Annotated in this window: 12 protein-coding genes; 6 read left to right on the top strand and 6 right to left on the bottom strand. The window is 36.7% G+C overall.

Features of this window, described 5'->3' with window-relative positions; genetic code table 11:
• Nucleotides 1–32: 32 nt before the first annotated feature.
• Nucleotides 33–1,082, bottom strand: coding sequence for a FecR family protein (locus tag GVN22_RS11695; RefSeq protein ID WP_166551209.1), 1,050 nt, complete (start codon nucleotides 1,080–1,082; stop codon nucleotides 33–35).
• Nucleotides 1,083–1,415: 333 nt separating this feature from the next.
• On the opposite strand from GVN22_RS11695, the gene GVN22_RS11690 reads away from it, so the two are divergent.
• On the top strand, nucleotides 1,416–2,021 hold the full coding sequence (locus GVN22_RS11690; protein ID WP_166551208.1) for an RNA polymerase sigma factor: 606 nt from the start codon (nucleotides 1,416–1,418) through the stop codon (nucleotides 2,019–2,021).
• Here GVN22_RS11690 and GVN22_RS11685 read toward each other — a convergent pair.
• Nucleotides 2,018–3,010 (bottom strand): bile acid:sodium symporter family protein, encoded by a 993-nt coding sequence (locus tag GVN22_RS11685; RefSeq protein ID WP_166551207.1) that lies wholly within the window; start codon nucleotides 3,008–3,010, stop codon nucleotides 2,018–2,020. The genes GVN22_RS11690 and GVN22_RS11685 overlap by 4 nt on opposite strands.
• A 138-nt stretch (nucleotides 3,011–3,148) precedes the next feature.
• On the opposite strand from GVN22_RS11685, the gene GVN22_RS11680 reads away from it, so the two are divergent.
• From GVN22_RS11680 to GVN22_RS11670, 3 genes are all read left to right on the top strand, one after another.
• The gene (locus tag GVN22_RS11680; protein ID WP_166551206.1) at nucleotides 3,149–3,580 is read left to right on the top strand and encodes a MarR family winged helix-turn-helix transcriptional regulator; all 432 of its coding nucleotides are present in this window, start codon (nucleotides 3,149–3,151) and stop codon (nucleotides 3,578–3,580) included.
• Between the two features lie 93 nt (nucleotides 3,581–3,673).
• Nucleotides 3,674–4,090 (top strand): organic hydroperoxide resistance protein, encoded by a 417-nt coding sequence (locus tag GVN22_RS11675; RefSeq protein ID WP_166551205.1) that lies wholly within the window; start codon nucleotides 3,674–3,676, stop codon nucleotides 4,088–4,090.
• Nucleotides 4,091–4,253: 163 nt separating this feature from the next.
• Nucleotides 4,254–4,967, top strand: a complete 714-nt coding sequence (locus GVN22_RS11670; RefSeq protein WP_166551204.1) for a recombinase family protein — start codon at nucleotides 4,254–4,256, stop codon at nucleotides 4,965–4,967.
• A gap of 86 nt (nucleotides 4,968–5,053) precedes the next feature.
• Here GVN22_RS11670 and GVN22_RS11665 read toward each other — a convergent pair whose 3' ends face one another.
• Nucleotides 5,054–5,383, bottom strand: a complete 330-nt coding sequence (locus GVN22_RS11665) for a hypothetical protein (protein WP_166551203.1) — start codon at nucleotides 5,381–5,383, stop codon at nucleotides 5,054–5,056.
• Between the two features lie 618 nt (nucleotides 5,384–6,001).
• Here GVN22_RS11665 and GVN22_RS11660 point away from each other — a divergent pair.
• Together GVN22_RS11660 and GVN22_RS11655 are read left to right on the top strand one after the other, a co-directional pair.
• A complete protein-coding gene (locus GVN22_RS11660; protein WP_166551202.1) occupies nucleotides 6,002–7,213 on the top strand; it encodes an acyl-CoA dehydrogenase family protein in 1,212 nt (403 codons plus the stop codon).
• 11 nt (nucleotides 7,214–7,224) lie between these two features.
• A complete protein-coding gene (locus GVN22_RS11655) occupies nucleotides 7,225–8,292 on the top strand; it encodes a phosphotransferase family protein (protein WP_166551201.1) in 1,068 nt (355 codons plus the stop codon).
• Between the two features lie 65 nt (nucleotides 8,293–8,357).
• Here the strand turns inward: GVN22_RS11655 and GVN22_RS11650 are convergent, their stop codons facing one another.
• The 3 genes from GVN22_RS11650 to GVN22_RS11640 form a co-directional block, all read right to left on the bottom strand.
• The gene (locus GVN22_RS11650; protein WP_166551200.1) at nucleotides 8,358–10,679 is read right to left on the bottom strand and encodes a glycoside hydrolase family 3 N-terminal domain-containing protein; all 2,322 of its coding nucleotides are present in this window, start codon (nucleotides 10,677–10,679) and stop codon (nucleotides 8,358–8,360) included.
• Between the two features lie 208 nt (nucleotides 10,680–10,887).
• Nucleotides 10,888–11,754, bottom strand: a complete 867-nt coding sequence (locus GVN22_RS11645; RefSeq protein ID WP_166551199.1) for a transglutaminase family protein — start codon at nucleotides 11,752–11,754, stop codon at nucleotides 10,888–10,890.
• On the bottom strand, nucleotides 11,744–14,317 hold the full coding sequence (locus GVN22_RS11640; RefSeq protein WP_166551198.1) for a circularly permuted type 2 ATP-grasp protein: 2,574 nt from the start codon (nucleotides 14,315–14,317) through the stop codon (nucleotides 11,744–11,746). The genes GVN22_RS11645 and GVN22_RS11640 overlap by 11 nt, the downstream gene beginning before the upstream one ends.
• Nucleotides 14,318–14,420: the final 103 nt, after the last annotated feature.

The following is a 14,420-nucleotide window of genomic DNA, read 5'->3' as shown; positions in this document are numbered from 1 at the left end:
ATATGGTTGGTGATATTGCTTTTGGAAATAGCTTATCTATTTGATACGATTTTTACTTCTTTTCCCTTGATTTCAAAATCAAATCCTGAAGTAAATCCTATACCTGTCAAAACATTTTCGAGAGATTCGTCATAAAACTCACCACTGTATCTCCCTTTCAATTTTAGGGCTGGGTCAACTATAATTTTAACACCATACCAAGTTTCGATTTTTGATAAAACGCTTGGCATGTCTTCCTTAGAAAAGTACAATATATTATCCTTCCAAGCGAGCTCAGATTTTGGGTCAAACGTACTGACCTCTATCTGCTTTTGAGTTTCATGCCAGACACCCATTTTACTAGGAGTAAGTATTTTCGATTGATGATTTTCGACAACACTCATACTTACTTTTCCTGTTCTTACAGCCACCTTTCCAATGGCATCTTTTTCAGAATCATTTACAGAAAAACTTGTTCCCAAAACTCTAGTTCTCAAATGTTTTGATTCTACCACAAACGGTTTTTGTAGATTTTTCACAACATCAAAAAATGCTTGTCCATTCAGTTCAACTTTTCTAATTGTATCTTGAAAATCAGAATTATACGAAATAGAACTTCCTCCTTGAAGCGTGACAATTGAGCCATCAGGAAGAATCACTTTTATTCTTTCGCCAGGATTAGCACCATAAAATTGCTTATTTCCCATGGTCAAAACAGAAGTCATCAAACGCTCTTTAGCAAATTCTGTTTGTAATGAATAGGTAATTCCAATAACCACGGAAGCTGCCACCCACCAAAATCTTTTAAGATTATTCGTGAAAATTGAAATAGCGTGTTGCTTTTCTGCGTCAGAATTTTGAGCAACAGTCGATTTGATACTTTCAAACATCGCATCTAACTCCTGTTTGTCTAAATGATACTGATGCTTATAGGCAAGGTTTTGAATAATATTTTTGGCAAGCTCAAACGTCTCTTTTTTGTCAGGATTATTCAAAAGCCAATTGTTCCAAAACTCGTTTGAAACATCATCTGGCTCTTTTACCCATTTTACAAATGAAGAGTTACTCAGAAATTGCTCTATATTGGGTTGATTCGATTCCATAGTTTAGTTCTTTCAAATACAGAAAGACAAAAACTCAAGGAATGACCATAGTAATCGAAGAAAAAATTTTACTTTTTTTAGAAAAAATGAAATATTACCATTTAACATTCTGATAATGAAATATTTACATTATCAATAAAAATTATCAAATACTAGCTATTTAATAACTTTATAAATTTTTTTTTGCATTTTATTGAGTAGTAAATCAAAAAATATCCTACATTTGACCTAAGGAATGAACAATTCCCTTTTTAATTAGCCTCAATTGTGTAATAATGACACATATAGGCCTTTAAATTGAATTAACAAGCCATATATTTTAATTGAATAGCCATGAAGAATTTCTCCGAAGAGCAAATTTGGAAAGCATTTAAAGATGGAAGCGATGAAGCCTTAAGTTTTATCTACTATCAATATGCCCCAAAGTTATATAACTATGGCAGACAGTTTTGTGCTGAAGCAGACCAAGTAAAGGATGCAATTCAGGATTTATTTTGCGAAATGATTCAATCAAGAGGGCGTCTAGGAGATACAACTTCGATTAAGTTTTACTTATATGCGAGTTTGAAACGTAAACTGATGAGAGTTCAGGAAAAGCAACAAAAACAGTTTGCTTTTATAGGCTTAGAAGGCGGTTTTGAACTTAATATTTCTGATGGAAATGACTTATTTAATCAGATATTTTCAGCAGATACCAGTCAGATCATAAAAGAAGCATGTGCAAAGCTTCCCGAAAAACAACGAGAAGCTATTGCCTTATACTTTTTTGAAGGGCTAAGTTATGAAGAAATTGCCCAGATTATGGCTATGACTAAAGTGAAGTCAGCGAGAGCCTTAGTCTATCGTGCCCTAGAATCATTATCTGAAGATTTGACCATACAACAGCATGTTTCACAGGCTATTACAGCTTTGTGGGCTATATGCCTAACCACTAATTAATGATTGGCTTGCTGAGCCATTTTTTCGCCACGCTTTCGGGCTAGATAACTTGCACCAATAAGTTGTCTAGCATGATAAATCATAATGGGTAATAAATAAATCCCAACCTCAGCACCTGCACCAAACAACACTTTACTCATAACAGTACCATGCACTAATGATTTTTTGGACCCACAGAATATGGCCGTTGAAGTGTCAGCTTCGTTAAATCCAAGTCGATGTGCACACCATTTTATCAATTGATACACTACTTGAAATAGTACAATCATACCTACAGACAACCAAATAATATTACTTATGGGTAAAGTTGCAAATATATGGTGGTCAAACGAATCACAAAAAGATTGATATACAATCAAAATGATTACTGTTTGATCGACCATCTTTAAGGCAACTTTGTTTTTTTGTGCCCAAGCGCCTCCAAATTTGTTTAGACTCATCCCGATAATTACAGGTACTATTACTTGTAAGACTAACTTCATTAGGACATCTGTCAAATCGAAATTACTGTTGACTTGCCCCATAAACATTGACATCCATAATGGTGTTAATACAATTCCCAACAAGCTCGAAAGCGTAGCATTGAAAATAGCAGACACCACATTACCACCTGATAATGAAACCATTACAACCGAAGAAGAAACCGTAGAAGGCAATGCGCCTAAATAAAATATTGCTAACCATAAGACAGGTTGCCCAATAGAATCGAACCAAGGTTTGACCAAAAGTGCAAGTACAGGAAAAAATATAAAGGTACTCGTTTGGATCAAAGTATGTAGTTTCCAATTACTGATTCCGACTAATAACTGTTTGGTATCTAATTTCAAACCATATAAAAAGAAGGTCATACTAACCCCGTAAGTCGTTGCAAAACCCAATGCTTTATCTAAGGTAACTGCTCCTAATTGTGGATATAGATAAGCTAAGACAATAGCTCCTATCAAAGAAAGAATAAATCCATCTATTCCATATTTTGCCAAAAATTTCATATTTACTTTAATTATTGATTTCCTAAAAAAACAAAAATAGGGCTTCATGGCTTTGTTTTAGCATTTTCAGAAAATTTTAATAAAATATCTTGCAATTAAATTGTTTACAATTTAATTTTACACAAAAAAAACAAGCAAATGAATCAACTCAAGTTAGAAAACCAGCTTTGCTTTCCTTTTTACGCTATTTCAAGGCAAATAACTGCCCTGTATAGACCATTGCTCGAACCACTCGACTTGACCTACCCACAATATCTAGTCTTGTTGGTTTTATGGGAATCCAAAAGTTTATCTGTGAAGGATTTAGGGAAAAAGCTATTGCTCGATAGTGGGACATTAACTCCGCTGTTAAAGCGTATGGAACAAGATGGATTAGTAATCCGCCAACGTGACAAAGCAGATGAAAGAGTCGTATTGGTAAGCTTGACTGAGAAAGGAATTACACTAGAAAATGAGGCGAAAGATATCCCCTTCAAGTTAGCCTCATGCTTGGCACTTTCGATGGAAGAGTTTATCAATTTGAAAGCCCAATTAGATAAACTAATGGAGACAACCTCAGCTTTGAAATAACAGAAAAATACAATTTTAATCATAATTCAATAAACTAATATTTGCTCTTATTAGTGGTATGTTTTTCTAATAAAGCAATAAAATTATACAATCATGCAAGCATTATATCAGGCATCGGCAACAGCGACAGGTGGTCGCAATGGACAAGTAAAATCTTCAGACGGAGTATTGGATTTAGAAGTAAGAATGCCCAAGGAATTAGGAGGAACAGGAGGTGCATTTACCAACCCTGAACAACTTTTTGCTGCTGGCTATTCAGCGTGTTTTGATAGCGCTTTGAATCTTGTGATTCGTATGCAAAAAGTAACTACGGGTACAACTTCTGTAACAGCAGAGGTTGCTATCGGTAAAAACGACGCAGGAGGCTTTGGTTTATCAACAACATTGAAAGTACATATTCCAGGTGTAGAAAAAGAAGTTGCACAAGCGTTGGTTGAAAAAGCCCATGAGGTATGTCCATACTCAAATGCAACGAGAGGTAATATGCCAGTTACACTAGAAATTGTGTAAAACTGGCAATAGCTTAAGTTTTGTCAAAAAGTCTGATCAGCACACGAGTTGGTCAGACTTTTTGTCTTTAAGAGTGGATGTCATTTGGACTTATGTATTTTTCTATTATTTTTACAAGACAATAACGAGCATTGTAGCCTTGTAAAATTTTCTAAACTGTTATATGAAGAAGTATATAGCCTACCTGAGAGTTTCGACTAAAGGACAAGAACGCTCAGGCTTAGGATTAGAAGCACAGCGAGCTATCATTTATCATTATGCAACTCTTGATAAAATTGAAGTAGCGCAAGAGTATATCGAAGCGGAGTCGGGTAAAGATATAGACAACAGACCGATGCTTCAATCTGCGATTGCCGATTGCTTAAATGACAAAGATGCGTTTTTGATAGTAGCCAAGTTAGATAGACTCAGTCGTGACGTGAAAGATACTTTTGATATTTTAGAAAAAGTTCGAGGGAAATTTGTAAGTTGTGACATTCCTACTCAAAACGGGGTTTTGGATACCTTCACGTTAGCAGTTTTTGCAGGTTTGGCGCAACGTGAACGTGAACTGATAAGCATCCGAACTAAAGCTGCCTTACAGGCAAAGAAGAATCGGGGCGTGAAATTAGGTAAACCTGAAAATTTTACAAATGAATCAAGAGCCGTGGGAGCCGCATCGACAAAACAAAAAGCCTTAAAAAATTTAAACAATCGCTTGGCTTCGGCCTTAATTGAAAGATTCGACCGAGGATTGTACACCCTTCAACAAATTGCAGATGAGCTAAACTCTAAAGGATTTAGGACTTCGAAGGGAAAAATGTTTCACCCAACTACCGTAAAAAGATTAATTGAGCGCCGAAAAGTACCTATTTCAAGCATTTTGAAGGCGTCGTAGGTAGCTTATTGTAAGGCGTCGTAGGCTGTTATCGAGAATATTCAATTCTCAGCGCCTTCGACGCTTTTATTTTTTTAGCAAACTCCTTAAAAAAGAGTTAGTTGCGTGCCTATCAGATGCTCTATTTGAACACGCTTATTTCTTTCAAAATATTCAAGTGCACGAGTCAATTCCTTTCTATTCCGACAAATTAAATACGGCTTCTTATTATGTGGACGTACCAGTCGAACATCCAATTTAAAAACCGTACCTACTCCATATTTCTGACGAAGTTTTCGACTGCACTCTATACGAAGTGTGCTATCAGCTGTTTGTCCATCCAGAGGGCGTAATCGTACACGACCTTTTTCTAGGATAGATTCAGCAAAAACATCCAAATACCAAATAGGTTGTTCGTTAAAAAGTGAATATCTCATCGGATTCAATCAAAATTACCGAGTTGGCAAACTCAAACCAAACTGTTAGTAAGATACTAATTTTTTCAATATCTTGTATAATTCCAAAACGTAGGAAGAATCAAATTCCTTTTATCTCATAGAAGCTTATTCAAAAATAATTTTGCCTAAGAATCTGTCCGCTTAATAAGTTTGGCTAAAAATTTGAGGATATTTTATAGTAAAGAATAGGCAAAGTGTGCTTTTAATAGTGGAGTTTTGAAAAGAAATATTCAAATTATTACTATCATAATCCAAACGAAAACGTTACCGATAACGATTGCGTAAAAAAAATATTCATCCTCGTTGGAATAATTTGAATACTATCCTAATTTAGTTGTCAAATTTGCGGTAATATATTACTTTTACAAAAAAATCTTATTTTCCTGTATCACAGGTAATTCTCATGATTTTAAGCGCTCTCTGAGCTAAAACATATTATCATAGTTTTTATAGAAAATTGGGTGTAGTTACTGGCACTATAATATTTATGGTGTCAGTTTTTTTTGTGCCTATACCAAAGTGATTATTCTCATTTCAAGAAAATATTAAACTTTTCTTTGTAAATTCCTATCATAATTCACTTTGAAAAAACATTGTATGAACTTCTCTCATTCTCCTAAAACACTTGACTTGATTCAAAGAGTTGAGCACTTCGTCCATAAATACATTTTACCCATTGAAGAAAAATTTCGAGAAGAACCCTTTATCTCGAATCCAAAATTTCAAGAATGGTCTCTCGATGAAGGGATAGAATCTTTAAAGAAACTAGCAAAATCTCAAGGATTGTGGAACCTCTTTCTTCCAGAAGTTAGTGGCTTGAGCAATGTTGAATACGCGCCTCTTGCCGAAGCAATGGGATATTCGTTATTGGCTCCAGAAGTTTTTAATTGTAATGCTCCTGATACAGGCAATATGGAGGTACTCTGGAAATACGGAACTGCTGAACAAAAAGAAGTATGGCTTACTCCTCTCTTGGAAGGCTCTATTCGCTCTGTTTTTTGTATGACCGAACCAGCAGTTGCCTCAAGTGATGCAACTAATATGAAGGCTACGATTGAAGACAAAGGCGACTATTTACTCATAAATGGTACCAAGTGGTGGAGTACGGGCATAGGGCATCCTAATTGTAAAATTGCGATATTTATGGGTTTATCAAATCCAGAAGCAGCCAAGCACGCCCAGCACTCAATGGTACTAATTCCGCTAGATGCAGAGGGAGTAACCATCAAACGAATGTTGCCTGTATTTGGTACTTATGACCCGCCGTATGGTCATGGGGAGGTGAGTTTTGAAAATGTCAAAGTCCCTAAATCAAATCTTATCGGCGGACTAGGAAAAGGCTTTGAAATAGCACAGGGTCGCTTAGGTCCTGGTCGAATCCATCATTGTATGCGGGTGCTTGGAGCAAGTGAACGAGCCTTACAACTAATGATAGAAAGAGGAAAATCAAGAACCGCTTTTGGAAAGTCGCTTATTGAACTTGGAGGAAATACAGATATTATAGCCAATGCTCGAATGGAAATCGATATGGCAAGATTGCTCGTTATGAAAACTGCCTTTTTACTAGATACTTATGGTATCAAAGGTGCCTTAAGTGAGGTCTCACAAATTAAAGTAGTTGCACCGACAGTTGCTTGTAAAATCATAGACCAAGCAATGCAACTATTTGGAGGTAAAGGACTTAGCAACGATACGCCACTCGCTGGGTTATATGCCTACGCTCGAACCTTAAGACTAGCTGACGGTCCTGATGAAGTTCATAGAAATGTGGTGGCAAAACTAGAACTAAAGAAATATCGAGAATCCTAAAAGGGCTGAAAATGGAAAACTTATTGATTGATAAACCCAAAGAAGTTCGTAACGAAGACCAACTAGATTTGGATACATTGAAAAGCTATTTAGCCAAAGAGTTCTCTATCACTATTGACTCCATTACCTTGAAGCAGTTTAGTGGTGGAGCCTCTAATTTAACGTATCAAATTACAATAAATGATAAAGAATACATTCTGAGGTGTCCGCCTAAAGGTACCAAAGCCAAGGGGGCACATGATATGGCAAGAGAGTCTAGAATAATGACGGTATTGTCACCTTACTACCCCTACGTACCCAAAATAGAGTTACACTGTAAGGATACTGCCATAATAGGTCGAGAGTTTTACATAATGGAAAAAATCTCAGGAATTATTCCTAGAGCAAATCTTCCTAAAGGTTTAGAATTAAGTCCTGAAAAGGTACGAAATCTATGTATTAGGGTAATAGACAAATTAGTTGATTTACATAAAATCAATATTGAAAATACTGATTTACAAGAATTTGGCAAAGGAAAAGGCTACGCAAATAGGCAAATCACGGGTTGGGTAGAACGGTACAGAAAAGCCAAAACATGGAATGTGCCTTCTTGCGAATATGTGATTCATTGGCTAGAAAACAACATTCCGTCTGAAGAATATACCTGTTTTATTCACAATGATTTTCGTTTCGATAATATCGTTCTTTCAGCAGATGAACATTTAGAAGTAATCGGTATTCTGGATTGGGAAATGGCAACGGTGGGCGATGGACTGATGGATTTGGGCAATAGTCTAGCTTATTGGATTCAGGCAGATGATGATTTTGTTTTTAAAATGTTCAGAAAACAACCCACACATCTAAGAGGAATGCTAACTCGTAAGGAAGTCATTAGCTACTATTGTGAACGAATGAGCCTAAAAAATGTAGATTTTACCTTCTATGAAGTATATGGACTATTTAGATTATTGGTGATAATTCAGCAAATTTATTTTCGGTATCATCATAAACAGACTAGTAATCCTGCATTCAAAAACTTTTGGTTTATGGTCAATTATCTCAACTGGCGTTGCAAACGAATAATTAAGAAAAATAATTAAAAATACAGGCGATAAGGAACTCTTTTCGCCTGTATTTCTAATTACAAATAATGGATCATGTTATATTATTTTTTATACAACTTAACACGACCGTCTTTGATAACACCTTTCCAGTTTAGGCCAAAACCAAAATCGTAGATATTACCTTCTGAGTCTTTATGACATTCCATATCCTGCGGAACATCCTCAGCTTGTTTTTCTACAGTACTCATATTGGCTGGCATCTGAATTGGCAACAAAGCAGATGGTTCTTTTTTACCAGAAATAATTTCAAAAATGGCTTGGTCTTGTACTTTAAAGTTTACTAAAATACCCTCTACCTCCTTCTCAAATTCATTAAATACCATCGGATTATCCATAGAAACTGAAACGATAACAGGCTTTCCTTTCATTTTAGCTTTTGTCTCTAAAATCATATCCAAATCTGTAGAGTTTGCAGCTTTAATGGTTTTACCCTTATAAGAGCGGTTCGTCGAAGCCTCCAAAGGATCACCACCAGCAATACTCGTCTCACGAGCCTCAATAGCAGTGTATTCTTTATACTGCAGACTTATCGGTAAATAGCCATTACCGCCTTTTGCTAAATCAGCTTTATCATAACCAATACCAGAGGCAGGGTTATTCACAAATACGATAGCACAATCTGCCTCATCAGGATTATCTGTAACATTGTAATACTTTTTAACAATATTCAAATTGACAGGATAATCTAATGATTCAGGGGTTTCCATGCCTAGGAAGTTACGAGATTTGGCAACGAAACGCTTAGGTATATATACCGTTTTACCCAAACGAAGTGGTAAGGTATTTCCTTTGTTTTTTAGCATTACAATCGAACTCGTCTGCGCTTCGAAACCCTCACGCATAAATGTAGGATTACCTACTACTTTCACCGTTTCTTGAACATCCAAATAAGGGTTTTCAAACAAACCTACACGGAAAATATTACGTAACAAACGAACCGCTGATTTTTCCATGCGAGCACGCATCCAAGTCTCTCCGTGCTCCTTTACACCCATCGCATAAGCATCGATAATAGGTTTAGAATCATTGTTACCACCAAATTGATCAACACCAGCCATCAAAGCTTTATAATGCAATTCCGCTTCAGTAAGTTTTTCCAAGCCCCATGGCTTACCATCAACAAAATTATCCATCACTGTATGCGCATGGGTAATACTCCAGTCAGTACAAACTACGCCATCATAATGGTATTTATCTCTAAGTAAGTCTGTAATGATATATTTGTTGTAACTATTACCTACGTTTTCATTATTCTTTGTATCAAATCCCCAAGAAATTGTATAGTACGGCATCACAGCAGAAGCCATCTTAGTTTTCCCTTTTAGTTTAAAAGCACCCTCTGTAAAAGGAATAAAATGTTGTGAATAGTTTTTACCAGGGTAAACAGCATACTTCCCAATAGCATAGTGAGCGTCACGACCAGCTTCGCCAGAACCACCACCAGGCCAGTGTTTCACCATCGCATTCACACTTCCAAAACCCCAACCATCCTTAATTTCTCTATCACCATAAGAAGTTTGAAAACCATCAGAATATGCTTGCGCCATGGCTGCACTCAGATAAGGATTTTCGCCAAAAGTTCCACTAACACGACTCCAACGAGGTTCGGTAGCAATATCTACTTGCGGGGATAAGGCCGTAGCAATCCCCAAAGCACGGTATTCGGCAGAAGCGACTTCTCCAAAACGATGTGTAATTGAAGGATTAAAGGTTGCAGCTAAACCCAAAGAGCCAGGCCACATCGAAATAGTACCACCAGCCGCAGCATTATATTCGGCACTTGCCAAAGTTCCATGTCGAGGGTCAGAACTATTATTGGCAGGAACACCCAATGCAGTACTTTCGACAAAAGCTTGCATTTTATTATTCCATTTAGCAGCTACCTCAGGGCTTTTTACTGTAGTCAACAGAACGTGTCGTAGATTATCTTTATCCAAAAATGTTCTCTGCTGGTCGGTCATGTCCGAAGGGTCAGTTTCACCTTCCTTATAAGGCTTACCATTATAGGTTCCAGAAAAATATCCCATAGGTCTTGCAGGCAACGACTGGTGACCTGAATATAACATCAAGCCTGCAATTTGCTCGACTGACATCTTTGATGCTAAATCCTTAGCACGAACGTCGATAGGCAAACGCCAGTCTTCATATTTATCAAGCTTTCCGTTTTTGTTCAAATCTTTAAATGCCCAGCCATCTACTGTCAATATTTTCACACCAGAACTCGGAGCATAGCCTAATTTAACGCCACCTTTGTTTTGAATAAGAGTAAAATCGCTCTTCGATTGTGCTGTATATTTCTGAGCTTGGGCACTCAGTGATAGCGCCAAAGTAGCAACAAATAATGGTATATGTTTATATTTCATATCGTAAAAATTAATAAGGTTATTATTGAATTAATATGATACAAAGAAAAGGATTATTACCATTATTTGATTAAATTTTTATATAATTCATGTTAATTTTTAGTCAGATAAGGGAAATAAATCGATAGATACAAAAAAAGGATAACTCAGTAGGGTTATCCTTTCTATCACTATTTTACTTGAATTATTATCTTTTGTTTATCATTTATTAAACAGGAATTACATCTACCGAAACCGACAATTGGTGCCCACCAGAACTAAAGATTACTCCTTTCAATGGAGCTACATCGCTATAGTCACGACCATAAGCTGTAATAATATGACGCTCCTGAGGAATCATGTCATTCGTCGGGTCAAATTCACACCAGCCCATCTCAGGGATATACACCGAAATCCAAGCGTGAGAAGCATCCGAGCCTTGTAACTTCTGTTGTCCAATTGGAGGAAGCGTTTCAATATACCCGCTAACATATCTCGCTGCCAGTCCCATACTTCGAAGACAAGCAATCGCTAAATGAGAAAAATCTTGACAAACCCCTCTTCGTTCTTTTAACACCGTTTTGATAGGCGTATAAATAGAAGTAGTATTTGAAACAAACTTAAACTCTTTGAAAATCTTATGACATAACTGCATGACACCTTCATAAAGTACAATATTACCTTGCAAGCAACTAAGCGCAAACTCTTGTATTTCAGCGTCCCAATTAATAAATGGACTTGGTAGCATATATTGTAAAAGTTCAACTTTAAGTTCACGGTTATTCCAAAGCATATTTTTACAATCTTGAACTGATATGGTAGATATATTCTTTTGAATTTTGGGTAAACTATGTACTTTACTAACAGCCTGTACAATCAATTCTTGATGAGGAACATGGATTGAAAAATAGTGGACAGTATTTCCAAAATAATCTTTTCTTTCAATAATTTCATTGGGAGATGGTGTTATTGTTAATTTAAAACTATCACAAACTTGACCTTCCAAATCTTTCGGTTTCAAACACACCAAACTATGATAATTATTAACTGTCTCGTAATATTTATAGGAAGTTTTATGAATTAAGTTATATTTCATTCTGACTCGAATTTTCGGTACTACTCAAAAAAGAATGTTGTATTTCAGTATGAGTAAAGTACAAATTTGTCAAAGAGTTGTTTACTGATAAGATTAAATCGAATACATCTGCCAGTAAGCTATCTAAGTATTCACGATACAAGGTATCTTGCTCGAAAATGACCATTTGAGAAACATCAGCGAGTTTGATTTTCATAGTCGCCTGAAGGACAGCCTTCTGTGCCAAATTGAGACGCTCTGTATGTGATGGTTTAGGTAATTCTGATAAACAACGCCCCAGTTCATCCAACTGAAAAGCCAAAGAATAAGGTAGTTTTGTTTCCAAAAAAATCATATCAAGCATGGCTTCCAAATTCAAGTTGGATTTATAAAGCTGTCGATAATGAATCAACAAATGATGGTTGATAAGAACTGCTTCAATAAGTTCATTCTCAATGTGGGATTCGCTTTTAAAGCTAAAACAAGCACGAATTGTACTAATTTTTAGTAAAATTCTTTCAATAAATTTTCCAGATTCGAACAAATAAAACCCACTATCCCTTGGCATAGTATCGGCTACAATTCCGTAAAAAGTAAATAAACGTGCATGAAGTTTATCTAATAGCTTTTGCATGGTGTTGCTATTAGAATAAGCATCGTCGGGTCGTTTAATTTTTTTAAATGTATTCTCAATCGAGTAAATAGCACGCCATGTATCATGATTCCACCGATCACTAACTGAAATCACACCTCTCAAAAAAGCTTCAGTACTGGAAGCCACGGAGCCCAATATTTTAAGATCATGAACTATCTTGTGTATTTCGGAGTAAGGATTAGCCAATAGCTCAGGTTTTTCCTCATCTAAAAATCCAGGATAAGTTAACGTCAAATGTGTTAGACCTTTCAACAAAACTTCGATATGTTCTGACTTTGAAGCATTCCCAAACTTGACACTTTCATGGAGTGCATTAATCAACAACTTGATATATTTGGTAGTCGACATAGTTCGCTCGGCATAACGACCAACCCAAAAAAGATTCTCAGCACTTCTACTAGGCAAGGAAGTATGATGATGCACCGACTCTTTGGGCATTTCGATGCGAATCTCCTTTTGCGCTATTTCAGTGTCAGATACAATCCAAGTATCTTTAGAACACCCCCCATGTTGATGTGAAACTTCAAAACGACCTTTTACAGCAGAACTTCTTGTCAGCCCACCTTGCATAACCATATAGTCGTCGCCATTGGCTACCAAGTAAGCTCGAAGCGCCGCCAAACGAGGCACCAACTTCCCATTTACCAAGGCTGGTGTGGTCGAAAGTCCAATTTCTTCTTGGGCAACGTATTCGTGAGGTGCCAGTAAAATTTGTTGTATTAACTCTTCTCGCTGTTCTGGCGTTAACAATCTGCCATATACAGAACGAAAAACTTGCTTACGATTCGCTTTTTTAATGATAAGTTGAGGCAGGTTTTCAATCACATAATTGAGTTCATGTTGATGTCCACACCACCATGTGGCAATGGAAGGTAATATCAACTCTTCTTTCAGAAAAAAGCGACAAGCAGCCGCCATAAAAGCTAAAAGACCACTATTTTCAAGAACTCCAGCTCCTGGTGTATTGACCACTGCTACATTGCCTAAGCGCATAGCCTGTAATAAGCCAGGAATGCCCAATCGAGAATCCTCCCGCAACTCAAGCGGATCACACCAATCGTCATCTACTCGACGAATTATCACATCAACCTTTTCTAAGCCATCTATTGAACGTAGCCATACAAAACCATCTCTCACTACTAAATCATCGCCCTGAACCAAAGTATAGCCCAAATACGAAGCCAAATACGCATGCTCGAAATAGGTTTCATTACCTGAACCTGGGGTCAGGTACACAATAGTCGGGTGTTCTCGACTTTTTCCTGTCAGAGCAGTAACTTCTTTATGAAAAGTTTTGAAAAATGGAGAAAGACGATTGACCGTCATTCCAGTAGTCAGTTCAGGCAATATGGCACTCATAACCGTACGGTTTTCGAGTGCATATCCAGATCCCGAAGGCGCTTGTGTTCGGTTATCGACTACCCACATGCGACCATCTGGTCCACGGGCTATATCTACGGCATGAACAAGTAATTGTTTTTCGGATGCTAATTTTACATCCATACAAGGGCGAAAGAAGCCACTATTTTCGTAAATCAACTCAGGAGGTAATATACCTTCTTTTACTAAAAGTTGAGGTCCATAAATATCTTTCAGCATCAAATCCAACACCACGGCTCTTTGCTTCAACCCTTCCGATATCAAATCCCATTCTGACTTTTCCAATAAAAAAGGAATAGGGTCTAATTGCCAAGGTCTAGCGCTTACCTCAGAACTACCATATACGTTGTAAGTAACACCATTTTCACGTAGTTTATTAGCTAATTCCTGACTACGCACCACCAGTTGTTCCATACCCAACTTTTCGAGGGTATCAAACATTTTTTTCCAATAAGGTTTTACTTGTTGATTGGCGTCCAAAATTTCGTCGTAAGACTCTATTTCGCCAAGGTATGCTTTGAGTAAACTATCTTTCACTTCAGTAATCATATTATCATAAGCAAGCACTCAAAATATTGACTGCAAAATGGTAAATCATTTACGATTTATTTATCTCATATAATTCTATGAGCGTAAAAAGTATAAATGTAAG

Source organism: Cellulophaga sp. BC115SP (assembly GCF_009905545.1).
Classification (GTDB): Bacteria; Bacteroidota; Bacteroidia; order Cytophagales; family Spirosomataceae; genus Flectobacillus; species Flectobacillus rivi.
The sequence above is the reverse complement of the archived record's forward strand: the minus strand, read 5'-3'. Positions and strand labels throughout refer to the sequence as shown.

Bases quoted from the DNA above. Each gene is read 5' to 3' on its own strand.
- GVN22_RS11680 (WP_166551206.1), top strand. From the start codon at position 3,149: ATGAATCAACTCAAGTTAGAAAACCAGCTTTGCTTTCCTTTTTACGCT.
- GVN22_RS11660 (WP_166551202.1), top strand. From the start codon at position 6,002: ATGAACTTCTCTCATTCTCCTAAAACACTTGACTTGATTCAAAGAGTT.
- GVN22_RS11695 (WP_166551209.1), bottom strand. From the start codon at position 1,082: ATGGAATCGAATCAACCCAATATAGAGCAATTTCTGAGTAACTCTTCA.
- GVN22_RS11655 (WP_166551201.1), top strand. From the start codon at position 7,225: ATGGAAAACTTATTGATTGATAAACCCAAAGAAGTTCGTAACGAAGAC.
- GVN22_RS11665 (WP_166551203.1), bottom strand. From the start codon at position 5,383: ATGAGATATTCACTTTTTAACGAACAACCTATTTGGTATTTGGATGTT.
- GVN22_RS11670 (WP_166551204.1), top strand. From the start codon at position 4,254: ATGAAGAAGTATATAGCCTACCTGAGAGTTTCGACTAAAGGACAAGAA.
- GVN22_RS11685 (WP_166551207.1), bottom strand. From the start codon at position 3,010: ATGAAATTTTTGGCAAAATATGGAATAGATGGATTTATTCTTTCTTTG.
- GVN22_RS11675 (WP_166551205.1), top strand. From the start codon at position 3,674: ATGCAAGCATTATATCAGGCATCGGCAACAGCGACAGGTGGTCGCAAT.
- GVN22_RS11690 (WP_166551208.1), top strand. From the start codon at position 1,416: ATGAAGAATTTCTCCGAAGAGCAAATTTGGAAAGCATTTAAAGATGGA.
- GVN22_RS11650 (WP_166551200.1), bottom strand. From the start codon at position 10,679: ATGAAATATAAACATATACCATTATTTGTTGCTACTTTGGCGCTATCA.
- GVN22_RS11645 (WP_166551199.1), bottom strand. From the start codon at position 11,754: ATGAAATATAACTTAATTCATAAAACTTCCTATAAATATTACGAGACA.
- GVN22_RS11640 (WP_166551198.1), bottom strand. From the start codon at position 14,317: ATGATTACTGAAGTGAAAGATAGTTTACTCAAAGCATACCTTGGCGAA.